Consider the following 21,358-nt stretch of genomic DNA (forward strand, 5'->3'; position numbering starts at 1 on the left):
TAATCAGGTCTCCGGCGTCAGGACCAACGTGGAGAGGGGTGGCAGCGTCAGACTTGTCGATACGGGGCGACCATGCCAACCCTCCCCGTCGGCAGTGACGAACCCGCCATTGCCGGATCCGGTTCCGCCATACTGGCTTGCGTCGGAATTGAACACTTCGCGCCACCGCCCGCCCTGCGGCATCCCGACACGGAAGCCCTCGCGGAGCACGGGGGCCATGTTGCAGATGACGACGACCGGCAGGTCGCCCTCCGCGCCGAGGCGCAGGAAGCTGAAGACGTTATTCTCCGCATCGCCGCCGTCGATCCACTGGAAACCGGCCGGGTCGCAGTCGCGGGCATGCAGCGCGGGATGGGACTTGTAGACGCCGTTCAGGTCGCGGACCAGCGATTGCAAACCCTTGTGGTTCGGATCGTCGAGCAGGTGCCAGTCGAGCGAGCGGTCGTGCGACCATTCGCGCTCCTGTCCGAACTCGCCGCCCATGAACAGCAGCTTCTTGCCCGGATGCGTCCACATCCAGCCGAAATAGGCGCGTAGGTTGGCGAAGCGCTGCCAGTGATCCCCCGGCATCTTGCCGATCAGGCTGCCCTTGCCGTGCACGACCTCGTCGTGGCTCAGCGGCAGGACGAAGTTCTCGGAATAGGCGTAGTGCAACCCGAAGGTCATCTTGTCGTGGTGGTATTTCCGGTTGATCGGGTCCTGCGCCATGTAGGTCAGGGTGTCGTGCATCCACCCCATGTTCCACTTGAAGTCGAAGCCCAGCCCGTCCTGATCGACCGGGCGGGAGACGTTCGGGAAAGCGGTGGATTCCTCGGCGATGGTCATGCCGCGCGTCCGGTCCGCCACGCGCGCATTCACTCCGTGCAGGAAGTCGATCGCGTCGAGGTTCTCGCGCCCGCCGAAGCGGTTCGGAATCCACTCGCCGTCGTTCCGCGAATAGTCGAGGTAGAGCATCGAGGCGACGGCATCGACGCGCAATGCATCGACGTGGAACTCGTTGAGCCAGTAGAGCGCCGAGGCGCGCAGGAAGTTCGCCACCTCGTTGCGGCCGAAATTGTAGATCAGCGTGTTCCAGTCCTTGTGGAACCCCAGCCGCGGATCCTCGTGCTCGTAGAGCGCGGTGCCGTCGAACCGCGCGAGCCCGTGCTCGTCGGACGGGAAGTGCGCCGGGACCCAGTCGATGATGACGCCGATGCCGCGCCCGTGGAGGTAATCCACCAGCATCGCGAACTCCTCGGGCGTGCCGAAGCGGTAGGTCGGCGCGAAGAGGCCGATCGGCTGGTAGCCCCAGGAGGGGGTGTAGGGGTGTTCGGACAGCGGCAGGAACTCGACATGGGTGAAGCCCATCTCGGCCACGTAGTCGGCGAGCAACGGGCCGACCTCGGCGTAGCTCAGGATGGTATCCCCGTCGCCGCGCCGCCAGGATCCCAGATGCACCTCGTAGATCGAGATCGGCTCTTCGGTTGCGGTCTGTCGCGGACGGTCGGTCCAGGCGTCGTCCTGCCAGTCATGCTTCACGGGCCCCTCGACGATGGAGCCGGTCGCGGGCGCCGATTCCTGCCGGAAGGATAGGGGGTCGGCCTTGAGCGGCAGCACCTCGCCGTGGACACCGACGATCTCGTACTTGTAGAGTTCGCCGCGCGCGATGCCGGGGATGAACAACTCCCACAGGCCACCGCCCAGACGACGGCGCATCGGGTGACGGCGACCGTCCCAGGCGTTGAAATGCCCGACGACGCTGACGCGACGCGCGTTCGGCGCCCAGACGGCGAAGGCCGTGCCCTCGACGCCCTCGTGCGTCGTCGGATGCGCCCCGAGGCGGGTCCAGAGCTCCTCGTGGCGTCCTTCTGCCAGAAGATACTCGTCCATTTCGCCCAGGAGCGCTCCGAAACGGTAGGGGTCTTCCCGCGTCCATTCGTGTTCGCCCGCGCGACACAGCAGGCGGTAGTCGGCGGGCGCCTTCTTGCGCCCGAACTCGCCGTGGAAGACGCCCTCGGGATGAATCCGCTCGAGTTCGAGCAGGGGTTTGCCCTTGGCGTTCACCGCCGTGACCTCGCCCGCATCGGGAGCGAAGACGGTCAGGGCGCCGTCGTGGATTCCGAGCGCCCGGAAGGGATCGCTGAGGCGCCCGCGGACGATGGCCTCACAGGTCTGATCGTCGGGTTTCATTCGCTATCTTCCATGACTTGGAGAAGGCCGCGGAGCGGCACGTCGATCCAGGTGGGCCGGAAATCGCGCTCGTAGTCGATCTCGTAGGCGCTCTTGCGGATCAGGTAGAGGTCGAGCAGCGCATCCTCGAACGCGCCGTCGGCGGGGCGGACGGGAGAGTTCCCCATCGTTTCCCGCCATGCGTCGAGGAACGCGCCGGAGGTGGCGCTGCGCCAGTCGCGGACCTGCGCCATCGTCCGTTCGGGGTCGGCGCCGGCCTCGATCCGGCGGCCGAGCGCGGACCAGAGCGCGTAGTCGAAGCTGCGCAGCATGCCGGCCACGTCGCGCAGGGGCGAGGACTTCTCCTGCCGCTCCGCGAGGCTGCGCGACGGCTCGCCCTCGAAGTCGATGATGGCGAGGTCGCCCTGCGCCACCAGCACCTGACCGAGGTGGTAATCGCCGTGGACCCGACAGGCGGCGCCCGAGGGCGTCATCGTGCCCACGCGGTCGATCCGCTCGAGGATGGCGTCGCGCCGTGCTGTCACCTGTTCGGCAAGCTCGGCGGCCTCGCCCTCGAGCCGGGCCTTCGCCAAGCGGTCGAGAGTGTCGGCGACCTCGGAACGCGTCTCCGCAACGAGCGCCTGCAAGCCGTCCGCGTCGAGCGGCTCGGTCCCGAAGGCCCCTTCGCCGGAAGCCAGCGCAAGGTGCAACTCCGCCGTGCGTTGGCCGAGGAGGGTGCCCAGGTCGAGGGCGCCGATCATCAGCGGGCGTTCGTCCCCGTCATGGCCGTGCTCGCGCGCTTCCATCTCACGGTCCAGCCCCTCGGTCACGAAGGACCACGCGTCGCCCTGGTTGGCCACGTAGGCGGAGGCGGCAGCGAGGATCGTCTCGGTCCCCGCATCGTCGACCCAGCGGATCGTGCCCAGCAGCGCGGGCGTGGCCGCGTAGTCGGTCTCCCGCGTCAGGAACCGGGCCACCTCGATGTCCGGCTGCACGCCCTCGCGGACGCGCCGGTAGAGCTTGAGGACCAGCTTGTCACCGAAGGCGACCGAGGCATTCGACTGCTCGGCTCCGAGAAGCCGCGGCTCCGCGTCGCCGGTCTCGAGGTCGATCCCCTCGAACACGAGTTTGCCGCCGTCGCCCTCGACCTCCGCCCCCGCGCGCATCGCGTCGAGCAGGGCACGGGCCATCTCCTCGTCCGAGGCGCCGTCCATCAGCGCGCCGACGCGGTTCTGTCGGCGCAGCTTGCCGAGCGTCGCGGGCAGGCGGGGAGACAGCGAAAGCGCGTTCTCGTCCCAGACGGCGGAAAGCGGCAGGAAGTAGCTCTGCGTCTCGCCGCCGGTCTCCACCTCGGCGATGGACAGGAGGTGGCGGCCCTGGGCCAGTTCGCCGAGCTGGCGCAGCGAGGCGCGCGACACGCCCTGCGTCTTGCCGGCGAACCAGCGCTGGAGCGCGACGTAGCGGGGCAGGGTCTCGGCCTCGAACTGGCGGCCCTCACGACCCTTCAGCGCAGTGGAAAGATACCCGTCGCGCGTGGTCAGCGTCAGGAAGTCCGGCAGGACCGGGTTCACCGGCGTGTGCCAAGACGGCGCGTCCTCCTCGTCGGCGAGCAGGAACCAGAAGAACCCGTAGGCCGGCAACGTCAGCATGTAGGGCAGCTCGCCCACCGGCGGGAAGGGCGACTGGCCGACAAGCTCGACCGGCACCCGACCCTTGAAGCGGCTCAGGTCGATCTCCACCGCCTGCGGCGCGCGACTCAGGTTGGCGACGCACAGGATCGCCTCGTTGCCGGTCGTGGCGCCATCGACGCCCTTTGTGCGGCGGATATAGGCGAGGACCTTGCGGTTGTTCGGATAGAGCAGGTCGATCTCGCCGCGTCCGAACACGTCGTGCTTCTTGCGCACGGCCACCATGCGCCGCATCCAGTTCAGGTAGCTGGACGGCGAGGAGGATTGCGCCTCCACGTTGAGCCCGTCGTAGCCGTAGACCGCGTCCTGGATCGTCGGCAGGTAGAGCCGCTGCGGATCGGCCCGGCTGAAGCCCGCGTTGCGGTCAGCGGACCATTGCATCGGAGTGCGGACGCCGTCGCGGTCGCCGAGATAGATGTTGTCGCCCATCCCGATCTCGTCGCCGTAATACATGATTGGCGTACCGGGCATCGACAGCAGCATGGAGTTCAGAAGCTCCATCTTGCGCCGGTCGTTCTGCATCAGCGGCGCCAGACGGCGGCGGATGCCCATGTTGATCCGTGCGCGCTTGTCGGAGGCGTAGGTCTCCCACAGGTAGTCCCGCTCCCGGTCGGTCACCATCTCGAGCGTCAGTTCGTCATGGTTCCGCAGGAAGATGCCCCATTGGCAATCCTCGGGGATCTCGGGCGTCTGGCGGATGATGTCGGTGATCGCGTGGCGGTCCTCCTGCGCGACGGCCATGTACATCCGCGGCATCAGCGGGAAGTGGAAGCCCATGTGGCACTCGTCGCCCTCGCCGAAATAGGGGCGGGTGTCCTCGGGCCACTGGTTCGCCTCGGCGAGCAGCATCCGGCCGTCGTAATGTGCGTCAAGGTCGCGGCGCATCGCCTTCAGGATCTCGTGCGTCTCGGGCAGGTTCTCGTTGTTCGTCCCATCCCGCTCCACGAGGTAGGGGATCGCGTCGAGCCGGAGCCCGTCCACCCCCTTGTCGAGCCAGAAGTGCATGACGTCGAGCACCGCCTCCATGACCTTCGGGTTGTCGAAGTTCAGGTCGGGCTGGTGGTCGAAGAAGCGGTGCCAGTAGAACTGCTCGGCGACCGGGTCCCAGGACCAGTTGCTGTCATGCGTGTCGTTGAAGATCACGCGGGTCGTGTCCATCCAGCGGCTCGGGTCATCGCTCCAGACGTAGAAGTCGCGCTCCGGGCTGCCCTTCGGGGCACGGCGGGCGGTCTGGAACCACTCGTGCTGGTCGGAGGTGTGGTTGATGACGAGCTCAGTGATGACTTTCAGGCCGCGGCGGTGCGCCTCGTCCACGAAGTTCTGGAAGTCGTCCATGTCGCCGTATTGCGGGTTCACTTCCTTGAACTCGGCGATGTCGTAGCCGTCGTCGCGGAGCGGCGAGGGATAGAACGGCAGCAGCCACACGGCGGTCGCGCCGAGCGACTGGATATGGTCCAGACGCTGCATCAGGCCCTTGAAGTCGCCGATCCCGTCGCCGTTCGAATCCTGGTAGGCCTTCACGTGACACTGGTAGATGACCGCGTCCTTGAACCAGTCCTCCCGGTCGGTGTCGGCGACGATCGTCGGGGAAGGGGCGTTCATCGCGCGACTCCGGGCGGTGTGAGTTTCCAGATGGCATAGGGACGCTCGTGCGGGTCGAGCGTCAGGCGGTGGTCGCGCCCGTGCCAGGTGAAGGAATTGCCTTGAATGAGGTCGGTGACCTCGACCGACGCCTCGGAGGGCAGGTCGAACTCCCAGAGCGGGACCTCGAACCCGAACTCGGCGCCGGCGTAGGGGTCGAGGAGAACGTGGAACAGCACAGCGTCGTTCGTTGCCGGGTCGTGGCGCAGCCAGCTCAGCACGCGATCGTCGTGGGCCGGCACGAAGCGCAGGTTGCGCATGTCGCGCATCGCGGGATGCTCGCGCCGGATGCGGTTGATCAGGCGCACGTCGTCCTTGATGTTGCCCGGCGCGTCGAAGTCGCGGGGGCGAAGCTCGTACTTTTCGGAATCGAGATACTCCTCCTTCCCGGGCATCGGCGCGCCCTCGCAGAACTCGAACCCGGAATAGAGCCCCCAATTGCCGGCGAGCCCGGCGGCGAGGATGGCGCGTGTGCGGAAGCCCGGTCGGCCGCTCGTCTGCAGCGGGACCGGGTTGATGTCGGGCGTGTTGACGAAGAAGTTGACGCGCATGTAGTTCGCGCAGTTCTCCGTGGTCAGCTCGGTCAGGTACTCGGTCAGCTCGGCCTTCGTGTTGCGCCAGGTGAAGTAGCTGTAGCTCTGGTTGTAGCCGAGCTTGGCGAGCCGCTTCATCACCTTGGGCCTGGTGAACGCCTCCGACAGGAAGATCGTCTCGGGGTATTCCGCGCGCACTTCCGCGATCAGCCATTCCCAGAACGGAAAGGGCTTGGTGTGCGGGTTATCGACGCGGAAGCAGGTGACGCCGCGCGCCGCCCAGAACAGGAACATGTCCACGACCGCATGCCAGAACGGCAGGTTCGGGCTGCCGTCGTCGAGGTAGTAGCGGAAGTTGACGATGTCCTCGTACTTCTTCGGCGGGTTCTCGGCGTATTTGATCGTCCCGTCCGGGCGCCACTCGAACCAGTCGGGATGTTCCTTCAGCCACGGATGGTCCGGCGAGGAATTGAGCGCGATGTCGAGCGCGATGTCGAGCCCGTGCTCCCGGGCGGTAGCGACGAGATGGTCGAAATCGTCTAGCGTACCGAGCTCGGGGTGGACGTCCATGTTGCCGCCCTCGGGCGAACCGATCGCGTAGGGCGAGCCGACATCGTCCGGCTCGGCGCGCAGCGTGTTGTTCTTGCCCTTGCGGTTGGCCGTGCCGATCGGGTGGATCGGCGGGAAGTAGAGCGTGTCGAAGCCGAGGTCGGTGACGTAGGGCAGGTGCGCCTCGACGTCCCGGAACGTGCCGTGGACGGGCTTGCCCGCGTCGTCGCGTCCGCCGAGCGAGCGCGGGAAAAGCTCGTACCACGCCGAGAACGCCGCCGCCTCGCGGTCGACCCAGAGCGGATAGTCCGGCGATTGCGTCAGGTTCGCACGCGGCCCGATCCGGGCCATGAGCGCGCGGGTCTCCTCGGAGGTGAGGACGTGCTGCGCGTCCGGGCCCTCGGCCGCGCGCCGCAACTCCTTCAGGGCCTTCGCGTCGTCACCCCGGGCCTTGGTCCGCCCGAGGATGTCGCGGGCCTCCATCATCTCGACCTCAACCGACTGGCCGGCGGCGACCTTCTTGCCGGTGTCGCGGGCCCATGTGCCGTAGAGATCGCGCCAGGCGATGACGCGGAAGCGGGCAGGCCCGACGGTGTCGAGGACGTGCTCGCCAAGCCAGATGTCGTTGACCTCGTGGGTGAGCGGCACCTCGGTCACGTCCTTCGAGCCGGACACGGTCACGAGAACCGCGGCGCCGAGAACCTCGTGCCCGTCTGCGAACAGGTCGGCGGAGAAGCGCGTCGGCCATCCGGCGACGGTCTTTGCGGCGAAGCGCCCCTGCTCGACGGTCGGGGAGACGGATTCGATGGCGAGGCGCGCGCGCGCGAGCGCCTTGGGCGGGTCTGCACGGTTCATGAGCGGCGGCCCCGTTCGATCTCGATATGGGTCATTCTGCCCCTTCCTGACGGACGGCATGGGCACCGTCCCGTTCTGTCGTGTTCTGCGATCTCGCCTAGTCCCGGAACACGTCGAACGAAAGAGGGGTTCCAAGAAAGTCCCGATCCGCAGGTCCGTACGGGGCCGGAACGGGTACTCGGCGAGCCCGATCGTACAATAAACGCGCGCTTGCACGTCGCGGGCCTTCGTCTCCTGCATCGACCGTGCTAGCCGGGTCGGGACACGCGCATTGGAGGCCGCATTATGGAAGGTTTGTTCGAGGGGCTGGGCGCTGCCGCCCTGATCATTCTCGCGATCGTGGGACTGGCGGTCGGCTGGGTCGCCGGCGCGATGACCGGGCGCAGCAAGGCGCTCTACGCGGTGATCGGCGCGGTTGCGGCGATGGCGACGCCGTTCCTCCTAGCGGCGCTCGGCGTCACGGCGCTCGCAGCAGGCGGGCTGCTCCTGATCCTCGTCGTCGGGGCGATCGGCGCGGCGATCGTGGTCGCGTTGATCCGGGCGATCAAGTGACCGCCCGTCCGGTCTAGAATTCCAGCGACCAGCCGACGCTGCCCTGCAGGTCGCCTTCGGAGCGGTAGGCGAGTCCGACGCGTGCCGCGCCGATCTGGCCGAACCCGTATTGTAGGGTCGGGCCGATCTGGTAGTCGAACTCGTCCGTTTGCTCGCCGAACGCGCCGAGCTCGACAGCCAGGCGGTCGATGGGCTTCACGCCGATCACGGCGGCATAGGTCGTCCGCCTGTCGTCCTCGGCGAAGGACATGCCGAGATCGAACGTCGTCCAGCCGTCGCCGAAGCGGCTGGAGAAACCGCGGCCGACCGTCCCGCCAACACCCACGCGGTCGATCTGCGTCCCGTCACTCTCGATGTCCTGCCCGACGCTGAACTCGACCGCGGCGAGCCAGGGATCGAGCCAGTCAGGCACGGTGTCGCCCGTCGGGAGGGGCAGGGGAAGGCGCACGAAGGACCGGATGCGGCCGTCCACATCCTGATCCGCGATGCCCGTCTGCATGAGTTGCGGCAAGCCGACGACATGGCCGCCGAGATCGAGGCCGTAAGTCCAGCCGAACGGCCCGCCATATTCGGCGTAGAACCCGGTCCAGCCGTCCGAGCCCCCGTAATGCGATACAAGCGCGTAGACGCTGCCCTGTTCACGCATCCACGGGCCGGCCGTCGTCATGGACGGCAGGAGCGTCAGCAGGAAAGCGAGCCGGGCCAGCATCGCCCGGTTCTGCGTCGTCGATGGTTAACTCATCGTAAAGGACGAACGATGTGTCACTCGCGCGTGACGGCGTTCGCCTTGCCGATGCCGCTGTCGCCGGCACTGGTGAAGTCGATCGTCACCCGCTCGCCGGCTTCGAGATCGTCGGGCACCTCGAGATCGCCCAGCTCCCAGACGGACCGGTCGTTGAACACGATCACGTTCGCCTCGCGGTCGTAGGCGAGGATCGTCCCGGTGGTCTGGTCGGCGAGCACCGGGGTGGCGGCGAGGAGGGCGGTAAAAGCGAGCGGCAAGCGCATGAGCGTGATCCGAACAGGTGCCGGTCGGCGGGCATGCCGCCGGTCGCCGCAAAGGATAGCGGAGCCGGCGGATGCCGCAAGCCTCAGCGCTTCTTGCGCCGCTTCACGTTCCCGCCCCGCTGACCCGGCCGCCCGGCGGTCGAGCGTCCCTCGGCCTTCCGCGCGTCCTCGACTGCTTGCGCGACCGCCGATTGCCGCGCGAGCGGATCGTCGGAGACGACCAGATCGACCTGTTCCAGCCGCTTGACCTCGTCGCGCAGCCGCGCCGCCTCCTCGAATTCGAGGTTCTCGGCCGCCTTGCGCATCTGCTCGCGCAACCCGTCGAGATGCGCCTGCAGGTTCGCCCCGGCCATCGGCTTGTCGATCTTCGCGGTGACGCGGTTCATGTCCACGTCGCCCTGATACAGACCCGCGAGCACGTCCTCGACGTTCTTGCGCACCGTCGCGGGCGTGATGCCGTGCTCGACGTTGTAGGCATGCTGCTTGGCGCGGCGCCGCTCCGTCTCGCCCATCGCCCGCTCCATCGAGCCGGTGATGCGGTCGGCATACATGATGACGCGCCCGTCGGCGTTCCGTGCCGCGCGCCCGATCGTCTGCACCAGCGACGTCTCCGAACGCAGGAACCCCTCCTTGTCGGCGTCAAGGATCGCGACCAGGCCGCATTCGGGGATGTCGAGCCCCTCGCGCAGCAGGTTGATGCCCACCAGCACGTCGAAGGCGCCGAGCCGCAGGTCGCGCAGGATCTCGATCCGTTCGATCGTGTCGATGTCGGAATGCATGTAGCGGACCTTGATCCCCTGCTCGTGCAGGTACTCGGTCAGGTCCTCCGCCATGCGCTTGGTCAGGACGGTCGCCAGCGTGCGGTAGCCCGCCTTCGACACGCGCCGGATCTCGTCGAGCAGGTCGTCGACCTGCATCTCCACCGGCCGGATTTCCACCGGCGGGTCCAGAAGCCCGGTCGGACGGATCACCTGCTCGGTGAACACGCCGCCCGTCTGCTCCAGTTCCCACGCGGCCGGGGTGGCCGAGACGAAGACCGATTGCGGCCGCATCGCGTCCCATTCCTCGAACTTGAGCGGCCTGTTGTCCATGCACGACGGCAGGCGGAACCCGTGTTCGGCCAGCGTCATCTTGCGCCGGAAGTCGCCCTTGTACATGCCGCCGATCTGCGGGACTGAGACGTGGCTCTCGTCGGCGAAGACGATGGCGTTGTCGGGGATGTACTCAAACAGCGTCGGCGGCGGCTCGCCGGGCGCGCGGCCCGTCAGGTAGCGCGAATAGTTCTCGATCCCGTTGCAGACGCCCGTGGCCTCCAGCATCTCGAGATCGAAGTTCGTCCGTTGCTCCAGTCGCTGCGCCTCCAGCAGCTTGCCTTCGCCGACGAGCTGGTCCAGCCGGGTCTTCAGTTCCGACTTGATGCCGAGGATCGCCTGCCGCATCGTCGGGCGCGGCGTGACGTAGTGGCTGTTCGCGTAGATGCGGATCTTGTCGTAGGTATCCGTCTTCGATCCGGTCAGAGGGTCGAACTCGGTGATCGCCTCCAGCTCCTCGCCGAAGAAGGACAGCCGCCACGCCCGGTCGTCGAGGTGGGCGGGCCAGACTTCCAGCGAGTCGCCCCTGACCCGGAAGGAGCCGCGCGAGAAGGCCGCGTCGTTGCGCCGGTATTGCTGAGCCACGAGGTCGGCCATGACCTTACGCTGGTCGTACTCGTTCCCCGCGATCAGGTCCTGCGTCATCGCTCCGTAGGTCTCGACCGACCCGATGCCGTAGATGCAGGAGACGGAGGCCACGATGATCACATCGTCGCGTTCGAGCAGCGCCCGGGTCGCGGAGTGCCGCATCCGGTCGATCTGCTCGTTGATCTGGGATTCCTTCTCGATGAAGGTGTCGGACCGCGGGACGTAGGCTTCGGGCTGGTAATAGTCGTAGTAGCTGACGAAGTACTCGACGGCGTTGTCGGGAAAGAAGCCCTTGAACTCGCCATAGAGCTGCGCGGCCAGTGTCTTGTTCGGCGCGAGGATGATCGCGGGGCGCTGCGTCTCCTCGATGACCTTGGCCATCGTGTAGGTCTTGCCGGTACCGGTCGCGCCGAGAAGGACCTGATCGCGCTCGCCCTCGTTCACGCCCGCCGACAATTCGCGGATCGCATAGGGCTGATCGCCCGCCGGCTTGAACGTCGTGTCCATGCGGAACCGGATGCCGCCCTCCAGCTTGTCGCGGGCCGCCGCCGGGCGCTGCATCATCGGCAGGTGCCCCGTCGTGTCCTCGCGCGGGGGAAGGGTCAGCGTCTCGCCCTTCGGACGGTTGTCGTTGTTATGCGCCATCGGGGGCCTCGTCGTGCCGGGGTCGTCCTCAATCTATGCCGTTCGACGCCTCCCACAAGACGGCATGACGGATGCGTCTTGCCGGATTTCGATGCGCCGGCTATCTCCGGTGGAAATCGCCCCATTCGGAGTCCGATCATGCGCGCCCGCATCTACAAGCCCGCCCGGACCGCCATGTCGTCCGGAAGTGCCAAGACCCGCGACTGGGTGCTCGACTTCGTGCAGGAGACCCCGCGCGAAATCGATCCGCTTACCGGCTGGACGAGCTCGTACGATACGCAGGCGCAGGTGCGTCTGACCTTCGAATCCCAGAAGGAGGCGGAGGACTACGCGCGCGACAACGGGATCGACTACATCGTACTGCGTCCCCAAAGCCGGAAGGCGAACCTCCGCGCGGGTGGCTACGGCGAGAACTTCGCGACCAATCGCCGGGGTTCGTGGACGCATTGACGTAACGGCCTCACCGCGTCCGTGAAGGGCGGCGATCGAACGCAGTGCGATCGGTCGAACCCTTGGAGGGACGCGGCCCGCAGGCACGCCAGCCCGGCCGAGCAGCCGGTGATCCTCGCCCGGACGTCAGAGACCGTCGCCGCGACGTTTCGCCCGCTTCGGGCCGCCGACGGCGCGGTCAGCCATGACGGCGCCCCGGGCGCCCAAAGGTCGCTCCGGGCCGGTCGTCGTGTCGGCCATGGTCTGATGCTCCAGCTCGGAATTCAGTTCCGCCCCCGTCACGACGACGATCGTGCTGATCCAGATCCATGTCATGAAGCCGATCGCCGCGCCGAGCGAGCCGTAGGTCGCGTCGTAGGAACCGAAGTTCGACGCGTACCACGAGAACAGCCCGGAAAAGACGAGCCACAGGACCGCCGCGATGGCGCTTCCCCAGCTGACCCAACGCCACTCGGGAGGTTCCCGGGCCGGGCCGTAGCGATAGAGGAGCGCGATCAGACCGGCGACGACGATGAGGATAAGCGGCCAGCGCAACCAGTTCACTGCCGTTTCCAGCTGCGCACCGAGGGCCATGTTCTGCAGCACCGCGGGCACAGCGAGCACCGCGCCGAGGGCGAGGATCACGAAGAGGAGCCCGCCCAGCGTGAAGGCGAGCGAGGTCAGCGTCAGCCGTATGAAGCCGCGCGTCTCGCGCTCCTCGTAGGCGATGTTGAGCGCTTCGAAGATCGACTTGACCCCGGCATTGGCCGACCAGAGCGACGTGCCGAGCCCCGCGGCGAAGGCCAGCCCGAGACCGGCGGAACCTTGCGAGATGAGGGAGTCGAGCTGTCCGCCGATGATCTCCATCGCGCCGCCGGGCAGGACGCCCCCGAGCGCGTCGAGATGCTCCTGGATCGTCGTCGGATCGGCGAACAGGCCGTAGATCGAGACCAGCGCGGCAAGCGCCGGGAACAGCGCCAGAAGGGCGTAGAAGGTCACGCCGGCGGCCACCAGCATGACATGGTCGTTGGTGATTTCCGCGTAAGTCCGCTTGAGCACGTCCATCCAGCCCCGGCGTGGCAACTCCGAGGGCGTATCGGCGTGATGCGGGGCGCGCGGGTCACCCTGCGCATCGCCGTCATGTTCATTTTCGCGGCGACGTTGGCGGACGGCGTTGAGGCCGCCGGCGACCGCGAGCATGGTGAGGGCCCGCAGGCCACGAGGTCTGGATGTTCTGCGCATGATCTTCGGAACGCCTCTCGAATTCAGCCGTTCCGTCCATATCGCGGTTTTTCGACACGAGGGGCAAGATCGCCACAATGCCTGCGTGGTTCGGCCCCGTCCGGGATGGTTCAGTCGGCCGGCTCGGAGACCTTGTCTCGCGGCATGACGCGATAGACGAGGTCGCTCCCGGCGACGGCATGGGCATCGGCCTGCGCCGTCAGCTCGGCGCGGTGGGGCGACTTGATGCAGACCGGATCGGTCGCGGCGGGGTCCCCGAGGAGCGCCATCGCCTGACAGCGGCAGCCGCCGAAATCGACGGTCTTGCGCTCGCAGGAAGCGCACGGCTCCTGCATCCAGTCGGTGCCGCGATAGGCCTGAAATGCGCCGCCGCGATACCACGTCTCCGCGAGGGAGGTGTCGCGCATGTTGTCGAAGGTCAGGTGCGGGATCGTCGACGCGGCGTGGCACGGCATGACCTGCCCGTCGGGCGCGACGACGAGGCCGGTGGAGCCCCAGCCGCCCATGCAGCGCTTCGGGTAGTCGGAATGGTAGTCGGCGGGCACGTAATCGATGACGAGAACGCCCTTCAGCCGGGCGCGGGCCTCGGCGACGATGGCGTCGGCCTCGCGCGCCTGTTCCCGCGTGGGCATCATGGCGTCGCGGTTCCTGAGCGCCCAACCGTGGAACTGGACGGTGGCGACCTCGATCCGGCGGGCGCCCATCTCCACCGCCATCTCGATGGCGCGGGGAAGCTGGTGGAGGTTCTGGCGGTGGAGGACGGCGTTGAGCGTGAGCGGGAAGCCCACGGCGCCGATCCACTCGGCGACCTTCATCTTGCGGTCGAACCCACCACGATAGCCGCCGATCATGTCGGCCATCTGCGCCGTGGTGCCCTGGAGCGAGAGCTGGATGTGGTCGAGGCCGGCGGCGTCGAGGGCGCGGAGGCGGCGTTCGGTCAGGCCGATGCCGGAGGTGATGAGATTGGTATAGAGCCCGGCGTCGCGCGCCGCCGTGACCAGCGGTTCGAGGTCCCGGCGGGAGGCAGGCTCGCCGCCAGAGAGATGGAGTTGCAGCACGCCGAGATCGGCGGCCTGCCGGAAGACGTCGGCCCACGTCTCGGTGTCGAGCTCCGTTTCCTGCCGCGCCAGTTCCAGCGGGTTGGAGCAATAGGGACAGGAGAGGGGGCAACGGTGGGTCAGCTCCGCCAGCATGGCGATGGGCGGGCGGACATTCGCGGGATCGGCTTTCATGCCTGAACCTCCAGGAAACGTCTGTCGCGGAGCGCGCGGAGGAAGCCCGAAGCGTCCGCGGCGATCTGGTCGGGGCTGGCATCGTACCTGGCAGCCAGCGCTCGGGTGATCTCGCCGAAGGAACGTGCGCCGTCGATTTCGCTGAGGACGGCATGTCCCACCATGTCGAGGGAAACGGCGCGTTCGGGCGCGAGGAGGACCCAGGTGTCGCGGACCCGGTCGTGATGAAGCCGCACGCCGCGAGGGAGATAGGGGATTTCGCCCGGTTCCATCACGCGGCCCGCCGGTCCAGGAGACCCTCGCCCGGTTGCCAGCCGCCCGGCGGAATGCGGGCGGGCTCCACATAGGCGGCGTGGAGGGCATCGAGCTGGGACCAGAGCACGTCAGTCTTGAAGACGAGCGCTGCGGCGGCGGCGTCCTGCTTTTCCTGCGTGTCGGCATGGTCGAGGACCCAGCCGAGGCCGAAGGCCACGTCCTTCGGGGCTTCCTTCAGCCGGTTCTGGAAGTAGGAAAGCGAGCTGTCGTCGGCGAAGTCGTAGTTCTGCAGGAGCCCGGCAATCCGGTCCTTGTGGATCTTGTGCGCGAAGAGCTCGGTGAGAGAGGCGGCGACGGCTTCCAGCAGCGTCTTCTCGCGCACGAACCGGACATAAGCGTCTACGGCGAACTTCGTCGCAGGGAGGACGCCGCGGGTCGAGGCGACGTAGTCGGGGTCGAGGCCCACCGCCTCGGCCAGGCGCAGCCAGCGGCGGATGCCGCCCTCGTTGGTGTCGGTGCCGTCGTGGTCCTCGATCCGGGAGCGCCAGCGGCGACGCAGCTCGGGGTCCTCCACCCGAGACATGAAGGCGGCGTCCTTCATCGGGATCGAATGCTGGTAGTAATAGCGGTTGATGACCCAGGCGCGCACCTGATCCGGCGTGCAGTCGCCACCATGTAGGAGCGCGTGGAACGGGTGGCGATCGTGGTAGCGCTCGGCGCCGATCTGACGGAGCCGAGCCTCGAACGCCTCGCGGGACTGGGTCATGCGCTGATCTCCATGCCGTCCTGCCCGATGGTCCAGCCGGCGGCCTCGGCCACGCGACGCTCGTCGCTGTCGGGACGCAGAACGGGGTTCGTATTGTTCATGTGGACGAAGATGCGGCGGGCGACATCCAGTCCCTCGAAGGCAGCAATCGAGCCGTCCGGCCCGGACATCGACATGTGGCCCATGCGCTTCCCCGTCTTCGGCCCGAGCCCGGCCCGCACCATTTCGTCGTCGCGCCAGAGCGTGCCGTCGAAGAAGACCAGATCGGCCCCGCGAAGCCGGTCGCGCAGATCGGCGCTCATTGTGGCGCAGCCAGGGATGTAGAAGGCATCGCGTTCGCCGGCGCGCAGATGCACGCCCACGGTCTGCTCACCGATAAGGTCCGTCTCCACCGTCTCGCCCTCCATGTAGAGCGGCACCTTGCCCGGTACCGGAAACAGCGTTGCCTCGAGCCCGGACGCCAACTCGAACGGCGTCTCAGCGGTGATCTCCATCCGCATCACAACTTTCGGGTTCAGCGCGTCGAAGACCGGGTTGGCCTGCAGGACGCCATGGATTTCGGGCGTGGCGAACAGGGTGAAGTCCTGCATCTCCCGCAGCACCAACAGCCCCGCGATATGGTCGATGTCCCCGTTCGTGACGAGAACCGACCGAAGCGGTACGTCGCGAAGGCCGGTCGGGTGCAGGTCCGGAGTATCCGCCATCTGCTGGCGAATGTCGGGCGAGGCATTCAGGATCGCCCAGTCCGACCCGTTCCCGCTGACGGCCAGCGATGACTGCGTCTGTGCCGGAATGCGCCCGTCGCGGACCAGACGGCAATTCTCGCAGCCGCAATTCCATTGCGGCAGGCCGCCCCCGGCGGCCGCCCCCAATATGCGCGCGCGGAGCGTCATGTCCCTCCGCGCGCCGACAGTTCAGAACAGGACGGGATCTTCGTCGCCGTCCGGGCCGTACATGTTTATTTCCATGCCGCACTCGATTTCGCGGATGATGGGCTTCGTCCATGCCATAGTCGCTTCCTCCACTGATGCCCCGCCGAATGCGACGGGTCGTGATAATATGACGTTCGATGAAGCCGGGTTCAAAGGGTATCGGGTTCGCCGGACTAAGTCTTTTGTATCGGTCGGGCGGTCTGCTGCGCATTCGAAGGCAGGGTCTGCGCCTCGTGACCCCACCTTGACCCGATATAACTGGGGCAAGCCGTGTCTTGGGTGGCAAGCCATCCGCCTCGGGGCGGCATGCGACAATAGGTCGTCGCCCTGTCCTAGCGATCGTCCGCCGGGCCCTCGAGGGCGGCTGCGATCGTGGTGCGGGCCTCGGCGATGTCGTCGTCCCGCATCGCGGGCGCGTCGAACGGGGTCGGCGTGTGGCAGAGATCGACCTCCACGGGGTAATGGTCCGAGCCGAACCCGGGCAGCACCTCCATCGACAGGACACTGAGCCCCCGCTGGTGCAGGACCTGGTCGAGCGGCCAGGCCATCCACCACGAATGCGCGTCATAGGTCGGCATGAACCCGAGCGATTCGCGCGGGTCGATGAACCCGCCGATCCGCTGCATCCGCTCGATCGTCCGCTCCCACGGCACCGCGTTCAGATCGCCCGCCAGCATGACGGGGCGAGTCGCGTCGCGGGCCTCGAGCGCGGCCCACATGAGTTCCGCATCCCGCCCGGTCGAGGATTGGTCGGGATGCGGTGGACGGGGATGGATGCCGAACAGGCGGATTTCGGCGCCTGACGGCAACTGGACCGTCGCGAAGATGGCCGGGGCGTCCTGCTCCACCGGGTAGATCGCCTCCGGTTCCGACAGTGGCAGGCGGGAGCGTAGATGCATCCCGAAGTAGCTGCCCGTGATCTCGGAGACTTCGTTCGGCAAGGTGTCGGCCAATCCTTCTAGCTTCGCCTCCCACCATTCGTTGGTCTCGAGCGCGAGCAGAAGGTCGGGCTCCCGCGACCGCACCATCTCGAGAAGCCGGCCGGACTCGCGGTTCCCCAGCTTGACGTTGGCGACGATGATCGAGACGCGGCTCTCCGCCGGGCAGGCCTCGGCCACGCCGTCACGCAGCGGCAGGTAGGGCGCGAGCTTGACCGCATTGTACGCGATCGCCGCCAGCACTGCGGCGCCGAGGCCGAGCCGCAGCGTCCGGCCGACGGGGAAGGAGAGGGCGACCGCCCCGAGAAGGAGGATCAGCGCAACGAGATATTGCAGACGCGGGAAGTCCGTCATCCGGACCCACCACGCATTCGTCTCGATCAGCGCGAGGAAGCTCGCTCCGACGAGAATGAGCGTCGCGGCGCAGAGCGCGATTGTCAGGATCGTTCGCATGGTCGGCTTCCCACTCTGGATCGATTGCCGGCTCAGAACCGGCCGACGGGGATCTTCAGGTAATGATGCCCGTCCGCCTCCGCCTCCGGCAGCCGGCCGCCGCGCAGGTTGATCTGCAGCGCCGCGAGCATCCGGTTGGGCAGCGGCAGAGTCGCGTCCCGCGCTTCGCGGGTGGCGATGAACTCGGCCCGCGTCGTCCCCGCGCGGACATGCCGGTTCCGTTCGAGATGCTCGGCGACGGTGGCCTCCCAGGCGGGTTCGTCCCGCCCCTCGGCGCCGTAATCGTGCCCGACGAAAAGGCGGGTTCCGGGCGGGCGGGACAGAATGGATTGCAACGAATCCCAGAGCTCCGCCGCCGAGCCGCCGGGGAAGTCGGCACGGGTCGAGCCCATGTCCGGCATCATCAGCGTGTCGTGCACGAAGGAGGCATCGCCTGCATGGAAGGTGATCGAGCCCAGCGTGTGCCCGGGGGTGAGCTCGACCTCGACGGTGAGATCGCCCAGTTCGAACGTCTCCCCATCCGCGAACAGGCGGTCGAAGTCCCGCTCCGAGTCCAACGCGTTCGTCAGGTGGTAGATCTCGCGCCAGAGCCCGGCGATGTCGCGAACCCGCTCGCCGATCGCGTTCGGCGCCCCGGTGAGCTCCTTCAGCCGCGCCGAGGCCATGACGTGGTCGGCATGTGGATGCGTGTCGAGGATCCAGACCACCTCAAGCCCCTCGCGCGTGCAAAGGTCGAGCACTTGATCCATCGCCGCCGTGTCGGTCGCGTAGCTCTTGGGGTCGAGCCCCCAGACCACGTCGATCAACGCGGCCTTCTTCGTCGCGGGGCAGGCGCAGACATACTGGATCGAGCCCGTAACCGGCTCGTAGCAGCCCCAGACATCGGGGCTTTCCGGTCCGGACGAGGGTGAGTGGCGGATGTCGGGCATCGTCAGGCCCCCTGCATCAGCGGTGCGGCCTTCGCGCGGCGGCCGAGCCAGATCCCTGCGAGCATCGCCGGCAAGAAGACGAGCGTGCCCGGCGCCACCATCGGCAGCGCCGTCCAGGCCGGGCCGGGACAGAACCCGCCGATGCCCCAGCCGATCCCGAAGAGCGCGGCCCCGGCGAGGAGCGGGCGGTCGATGTCGCGGCGCGTGGGCAGGTCGAACGACGGCATCAGGATCGGACGCGCCCGCCGCCAGGCGAGGCGATAGCCCACGAACGCCGTCACCGTCGCGCCCCCCATGACGAAGGCGAGGCTCGGGTCCCACGCGCCCGCCACGTCGAGGAAGTTCAGAACCTTCGCGGGATTGGCCATGCCGGAGAGCAGGAGCCCGAGCCCGAAGACGAGCCCGGCAAGGAACCCCGCCGCCGCCCGCATCAGACGCCCCCCGAATGGCGCAGCACGAACACCGTGAGCGCGGCGAAGGCCATGAACGTCACCACCGCCGCGAGCGAGCGCCCCGAGAGCCGCGCGAGGCCGCAGACGCCGTGCCCCGAGGTGCAGCCCGAACCGAGCGAGGTGCCGATCCCGACGAGCAGTCCCGACACCGCCATCCAGGGAAGGTTTCCGCCGACCACCTGCGCCGGGAAGCCGCCGGTGACGAGGGCCCACAGGAGCGGCGCGGCGAGGAGCCCGCCGACGAAGGCGATCCGCCAGTCCCGGTCCGGCCCCGTCGCCGCGCCGGCGGTTATGCCCAGAATACCGGCGATCCTTCCGAGCGCGGCCATGACCATCACGGCGGACAGCCCGATCAGGATGCCTCCGGCGAGGGAGGCCCAGGGCGTGAAATCGGTCGGCACGATCGGTAGCATCTGATCCTCGGAGCTTGCGTCATGGTGGCAAGGCCGACAGTCCGCCGTCAACCTCCCGACGCTTTACTCCGCGACCCGGGCCGCCTAGTCAAACGCATCGGGGGCCCATAGCTCAGCTGGATAGAGCAGCCGACTTCTAATCGGCAGGTCGAGGGTTCGAATCCTTCTGGGCCCGCGCCCTACTTCACGCCGCTGGCGAAGTCCGACGCGACGAACAGGCGTTGCAGCGCGAGGAACACGACGATCACCGGCAGGATCGAGACCGCCAGCGCCGCCTGTTGCAGCGATTTCTGGTCGAGGCTCTCGAATGCGCCCGACAGCAGGTAGATGCCCACGGGCAGCGTCTGCAACTCCGGCGCGGAGCGGGTGACGGTCATCGTCCAGATGAACTCGTTCCAGTGGTAGACGAAGGAGAACAGCGTCAGCGTCGCGATGGCGGGCTTGACCAGCGGCAGCATGATCGAACGGAAGATGCGGTACTCGTTCGCCCCGTCGAGCCGCGCAGCCTCCATCAGGTCGTCGGGGATGGCGAGGAAGAACTGCCGCATCAGGAACACGCCGTACCACGTCACGAGGAAGGGCAGGCAGAGCGCGGCGTATGTTCCGAGCAAGCCCGAGCCCCCCTGTCCCGCGATGTCATTGCCCCCCATGAGTGGGACGAACCGCAGGATGAAGAAGATCGGGATGATGAACAGGAAGAACGGGAACATCTGCGCGCCGACGACCAGCCGGAAGATCGCGGCCCGCCCGCGGAACTCGTACTTGGCGAGCGCGTAGCCCGCGGTGACCGAGGTCGCGACCTGCGCCGCGGTGATGAGGAAGGTGACGATCACCGAATTGGCGAACCACCGGCCCATCGGAAGCTCGGCGAAGACGCGGGCGTAGACGCCCCATTGCGGCTCCGCCGGCAGGTAGCGCGGCGGGTTCGCATAGACGTCGGCCGGCCCGCGCAGCGCGCCGATGAACATGTCCGCGAAGGGCAGGATCATCAGGCCCGCGCCGAGCGTCAGCAGGACGTATTTCAGCACGCCCCCCGCCTGCCGCCGCAATGTGCCGCCGGACAGCAGGCGCCGGTTGGCGGCGATCTCCGCCGTCTCGCCGGCCACGACGGGGTCCGAGACCGTCATCGCGCCCGCTCCCGCAGGGCCCGGAACTGCAGGAGCGACAGCAGGCCAATGATGACGAAGAGGATCAGCGCTCCGGCCGAGGCCCGGCCCATGCGCAGGTCCTCGAACGCCATCCGGTAGGTGTAGAGCGCCGTCACCTCCGTCGCTCCGCGCGGCCCGCCGCCCGTCATCGCGAGGATTAGCGAGAAGAACCCCATCCCGGTAATGAAGCTGGTGATCGTCGCGAAGGTGAAGGCCGGGCGGATGATCGGCAGGGTGACGCTTCGCAGCGTCCGCCACGCGCCCGCCCCGTCGAGCGTCGCCGCGTCGTAGATCTCCTGGTCCACCGCCTCGAGCGCCGCCGAGAAGATCAGCATGTTCTTGCCCGCATCGTACCAGATCATCACCAGGACGACCGAGATCATCGCCATCGTCGGATCGGTCAGCCAGTCCGGCCCGCGCAGTCCGATCGCGGCCAGACCGCGATTGATCAGCCCGTCGCGGTCGTCGAGGACGAACTGCCAGAGGTAGGCGATCGCCACGATGTTGGTGAGCTGCGGCAGGTAGTAGACCTGCCGCCAGATCGCCTTGCCCTTCGCCCGGCTAAACGCGAAGGCGAGGACCAGTGCGAGCGGCACGCCGATGGCGACGAAGCCGAAGGCGAAGACGAAGGTGTTGAGGATCGTCCGCCAGAACGCGTCGTCGCGCGTCAGCAGGTATTCGAATTGCCTGAGCCCGACCCAGGACGGGGTGCCGAGCGGGTTCCACCGCGTGAAGGACAGCCAGACCGAGAAGCCGAGCGGCAGGACGAAGAAGACGAATGCGAAGATCAGGAGCGGCGCGAGGAATACCCACGGCGCCGCGCCGCCCGCGGCCGGGCCGTCGTCGCCCACCGGCGCGCGAGGTCGCATCG

At 67.6% G+C, this 21,358-nt stretch carries 20 protein-coding genes and 1 tRNA gene; 3 read left to right on the forward strand and 18 right to left on the reverse strand.

What is annotated here, in order from left to right; genetic code table 11:
• Positions 1-3 precede the first annotated feature (3 nt).
• The 3 genes from glgB to Q1A87_RS06140 are packed head-to-tail and all read right to left on the reverse strand — an operon-like array spanning position 4 to position 7,414.
• The gene (gene glgB / locus Q1A87_RS06130) at positions 4-2,169 is read right to left on the reverse strand and encodes a 1,4-alpha-glucan branching protein GlgB (RefSeq protein ID WP_299648277.1); all 2,166 of its coding nucleotides are present in this window, start codon (positions 2,167-2,169) and stop codon (positions 4-6) included.
• The gene (gene treS / locus Q1A87_RS06135; RefSeq protein ID WP_299648280.1) at positions 2,166-5,438 is read right to left on the reverse strand and encodes a maltose alpha-D-glucosyltransferase; all 3,273 of its coding nucleotides are present in this window, start codon (positions 5,436-5,438) and stop codon (positions 2,166-2,168) included. The genes glgB and treS overlap by 4 nt, the downstream gene beginning before the upstream one ends.
• The gene (locus tag Q1A87_RS06140; protein WP_299648283.1) at positions 5,435-7,414 is read right to left on the reverse strand and encodes an alpha-1,4-glucan--maltose-1-phosphate maltosyltransferase; all 1,980 of its coding nucleotides are present in this window, start codon (positions 7,412-7,414) and stop codon (positions 5,435-5,437) included. Before Q1A87_RS06140 ends, treS begins: the two co-directional genes overlap by 4 nt.
• 285 nt (positions 7,415-7,699) lie before the next feature.
• Here Q1A87_RS06140 and Q1A87_RS06145 point away from each other — a divergent pair, with 285 nt between their 5' ends.
• Positions 7,700-7,966 (forward strand): GlsB/YeaQ/YmgE family stress response membrane protein, encoded by a 267-nt coding sequence (locus Q1A87_RS06145; protein WP_299648286.1) that lies wholly within the window; start codon positions 7,700-7,702, stop codon positions 7,964-7,966.
• A gap of 13 nt (positions 7,967-7,979) precedes the next feature.
• Here Q1A87_RS06145 and Q1A87_RS06150 read toward each other — a convergent pair whose 3' ends face one another.
• The 3 genes from Q1A87_RS06150 to uvrB form a co-directional block, all read right to left on the reverse strand.
• Positions 7,980-8,675: a hypothetical protein gene (locus Q1A87_RS06150; RefSeq protein WP_299648289.1), complete on the reverse strand. Its 696-nt coding sequence runs from the start codon at positions 8,673-8,675 to the stop codon at positions 7,980-7,982.
• A gap of 53 nt (positions 8,676-8,728) precedes the next feature.
• Positions 8,729-8,974, reverse strand: coding sequence for a hypothetical protein (locus Q1A87_RS06155; protein WP_299648292.1), 246 nt, complete (start codon positions 8,972-8,974; stop codon positions 8,729-8,731).
• An 83-nt stretch (positions 8,975-9,057) separates the two neighbouring features.
• On the reverse strand, positions 9,058-11,217 hold the full coding sequence (uvrB, locus tag Q1A87_RS06160) for an excinuclease ABC subunit UvrB (RefSeq protein WP_299648473.1): 2,160 nt from the start codon (positions 11,215-11,217) through the stop codon (positions 9,058-9,060).
• 219 nt (positions 11,218-11,436) lie between these two features.
• Here uvrB and Q1A87_RS06165 point away from each other — a divergent pair, with 219 nt between their 5' ends.
• Entirely contained in the window at positions 11,437-11,748 is a 312-nt protein-coding gene (locus Q1A87_RS06165; protein WP_299648295.1) for an ETC complex I subunit, read from the forward strand.
• A gap of 126 nt (positions 11,749-11,874) precedes the next feature.
• On the opposite strand, the gene Q1A87_RS06170 is transcribed toward Q1A87_RS06165, so the two are convergent.
• The 10 genes from Q1A87_RS06170 to Q1A87_RS06215 all read right to left on the reverse strand — a co-directional run bounded on the left by Q1A87_RS06170 (position 11,875) and on the right by Q1A87_RS06215 (position 19,339).
• The gene (locus Q1A87_RS06170) at positions 11,875-12,927 is read right to left on the reverse strand and encodes a YihY/virulence factor BrkB family protein (protein ID WP_299648298.1); all 1,053 of its coding nucleotides are present in this window, start codon (positions 12,925-12,927) and stop codon (positions 11,875-11,877) included.
• A 152-nt stretch (positions 12,928-13,079) separates the two neighbouring features.
• Complete coding sequence (gene pqqE / locus Q1A87_RS06175) at positions 13,080-14,201, reverse strand: pyrroloquinoline quinone biosynthesis protein PqqE (protein WP_299648301.1); 1,122 nt, start codon at positions 14,199-14,201, stop codon at positions 13,080-13,082.
• Positions 14,198-14,473, reverse strand: coding sequence for a pyrroloquinoline quinone biosynthesis peptide chaperone PqqD (gene pqqD, locus Q1A87_RS06180; protein ID WP_299648304.1), 276 nt, complete (start codon positions 14,471-14,473; stop codon positions 14,198-14,200). Before pqqD ends, pqqE begins: the two co-directional genes overlap by 4 nt.
• Positions 14,473-15,222: a pyrroloquinoline-quinone synthase PqqC gene (gene pqqC / locus Q1A87_RS06185; protein WP_299648307.1), complete on the reverse strand. Its 750-nt coding sequence runs from the start codon at positions 15,220-15,222 to the stop codon at positions 14,473-14,475. Before pqqC ends, pqqD begins: the two co-directional genes overlap by 1 nt.
• Complete coding sequence (gene pqqB, locus Q1A87_RS06190; RefSeq protein ID WP_299648310.1) at positions 15,219-16,115, reverse strand: pyrroloquinoline quinone biosynthesis protein PqqB; 897 nt, start codon at positions 16,113-16,115, stop codon at positions 15,219-15,221. The genes pqqC and pqqB overlap by 4 nt, the downstream gene beginning before the upstream one ends.
• Before the next feature lie 21 nt (positions 16,116-16,136).
• Positions 16,137-16,232: a pyrroloquinoline quinone precursor peptide PqqA gene (gene pqqA / locus Q1A87_RS06195; RefSeq protein ID WP_299648313.1), complete on the reverse strand. Its 96-nt coding sequence runs from the start codon at positions 16,230-16,232 to the stop codon at positions 16,137-16,139.
• Between the two features lie 254 nt (positions 16,233-16,486).
• A complete protein-coding gene (locus Q1A87_RS06200; protein WP_299648317.1) occupies positions 16,487-17,545 on the reverse strand; it encodes an endonuclease/exonuclease/phosphatase family protein in 1,059 nt (352 codons plus the stop codon).
• Positions 17,546-17,577: 32 nt separating this feature from the next.
• Positions 17,578-18,474: an MBL fold metallo-hydrolase gene (locus Q1A87_RS06205; RefSeq protein ID WP_299648320.1), complete on the reverse strand. Its 897-nt coding sequence runs from the start codon at positions 18,472-18,474 to the stop codon at positions 17,578-17,580.
• 2 nt (positions 18,475-18,476) lie between these two features.
• Positions 18,477-18,905, reverse strand: a complete 429-nt coding sequence (locus tag Q1A87_RS06210; RefSeq protein WP_299648323.1) for a DUF6691 family protein — start codon at positions 18,903-18,905, stop codon at positions 18,477-18,479.
• Entirely contained in the window at positions 18,905-19,339 is a 435-nt protein-coding gene (locus Q1A87_RS06215; RefSeq protein ID WP_299648326.1) for a YeeE/YedE family protein, read from the reverse strand. Before Q1A87_RS06215 ends, Q1A87_RS06210 begins: the two co-directional genes overlap by 1 nt.
• Positions 19,340-19,440: 101 nt before the next feature.
• On the opposite strand from Q1A87_RS06215, the gene Q1A87_RS06220 reads away from it, so the two are divergent.
• Positions 19,441-19,514 (forward strand) — tRNA-Arg (locus Q1A87_RS06220).
• A gap of 4 nt (positions 19,515-19,518) precedes the next feature.
• On the opposite strand, the gene Q1A87_RS06225 is transcribed toward Q1A87_RS06220, so the two are convergent.
• Both Q1A87_RS06225 and Q1A87_RS06230 read right to left on the reverse strand, forming a co-directional pair.
• The gene (locus tag Q1A87_RS06225; protein ID WP_299648329.1) at positions 19,519-20,466 is read right to left on the reverse strand and encodes a carbohydrate ABC transporter permease; all 948 of its coding nucleotides are present in this window, start codon (positions 20,464-20,466) and stop codon (positions 19,519-19,521) included.
• Positions 20,463-21,356 (reverse strand): sugar ABC transporter permease, encoded by an 894-nt coding sequence (locus tag Q1A87_RS06230; RefSeq protein ID WP_299648332.1) that lies wholly within the window; start codon positions 21,354-21,356, stop codon positions 20,463-20,465. Before Q1A87_RS06230 ends, Q1A87_RS06225 begins: the two co-directional genes overlap by 4 nt.
• Between the last annotated feature and the right edge of the window lie 2 nt (positions 21,357-21,358).

The organism is uncultured Jannaschia sp. (assembly GCF_947494055.1).
Taxonomy (GTDB): Bacteria; Pseudomonadota; Alphaproteobacteria; order Rhodobacterales; family Rhodobacteraceae; genus Jannaschia.

Coding starts and splice junctions, on each gene's coding strand:
- glgB (WP_299648277.1), bottom strand. CDS start 2,169: ATGAAACCCGACGATCAGACCTGTGAGGCCATCGTCCGCGGGCGCCTC.
- treS (WP_299648280.1), bottom strand. CDS start 5,438: ATGAACGCCCCTTCCCCGACGATCGTCGCCGACACCGACCGGGAGGAC.
- Q1A87_RS06140 (WP_299648283.1), bottom strand. CDS start 7,414: ATGAACCGTGCAGACCCGCCCAAGGCGCTCGCGCGCGCGCGCCTCGCC.
- Q1A87_RS06145 (WP_299648286.1), top strand. CDS start 7,700: ATGGAAGGTTTGTTCGAGGGGCTGGGCGCTGCCGCCCTGATCATTCTC.
- Q1A87_RS06150 (WP_299648289.1), bottom strand. CDS start 8,675: ATGCTGGCCCGGCTCGCTTTCCTGCTGACGCTCCTGCCGTCCATGACG.
- Q1A87_RS06155 (WP_299648292.1), bottom strand. CDS start 8,974: ATGCGCTTGCCGCTCGCTTTTACCGCCCTCCTCGCCGCCACCCCGGTG.
- uvrB (WP_299648473.1), bottom strand. CDS start 11,217: ATGATGCAGCGCCCGGCGGCGGCCCGCGACAAGCTGGAGGGCGGCATC.
- Q1A87_RS06165 (WP_299648295.1), top strand. CDS start 11,437: ATGCGCGCCCGCATCTACAAGCCCGCCCGGACCGCCATGTCGTCCGGA.
- Q1A87_RS06170 (WP_299648298.1), bottom strand. CDS start 12,927: ATGCTCGCGGTCGCCGGCGGCCTCAACGCCGTCCGCCAACGTCGCCGC.
- pqqE (WP_299648301.1), bottom strand. CDS start 14,201: ATGAAAGCCGATCCCGCGAATGTCCGCCCGCCCATCGCCATGCTGGCG.
- pqqD (WP_299648304.1), bottom strand. CDS start 14,473: ATGGAACCGGGCGAAATCCCCTATCTCCCTCGCGGCGTGCGGCTTCAT.
- pqqC (WP_299648307.1), bottom strand. CDS start 15,222: ATGACCCAGTCCCGCGAGGCGTTCGAGGCTCGGCTCCGTCAGATCGGC.
- pqqB (WP_299648310.1), bottom strand. CDS start 16,115: ATGACGCTCCGCGCGCGCATATTGGGGGCGGCCGCCGGGGGCGGCCTG.
- pqqA (WP_299648313.1), bottom strand. CDS start 16,232: ATGGCATGGACGAAGCCCATCATCCGCGAAATCGAGTGCGGCATGGAA.
- Q1A87_RS06200 (WP_299648317.1), bottom strand. CDS start 17,545: ATGCGAACGATCCTGACAATCGCGCTCTGCGCCGCGACGCTCATTCTC.
- Q1A87_RS06205 (WP_299648320.1), bottom strand. CDS start 18,474: ATGCCCGACATCCGCCACTCACCCTCGTCCGGACCGGAAAGCCCCGAT.
- Q1A87_RS06210 (WP_299648323.1), bottom strand. CDS start 18,905: ATGCGGGCGGCGGCGGGGTTCCTTGCCGGGCTCGTCTTCGGGCTCGGG.
- Q1A87_RS06215 (WP_299648326.1), bottom strand. CDS start 19,339: ATGCTACCGATCGTGCCGACCGATTTCACGCCCTGGGCCTCCCTCGCC.
- Q1A87_RS06225 (WP_299648329.1), bottom strand. CDS start 20,466: ATGACGGTCTCGGACCCCGTCGTGGCCGGCGAGACGGCGGAGATCGCC.
- Q1A87_RS06230 (WP_299648332.1), bottom strand. CDS start 21,356: ATGCGACCTCGCGCGCCGGTGGGCGACGACGGCCCGGCCGCGGGCGGC.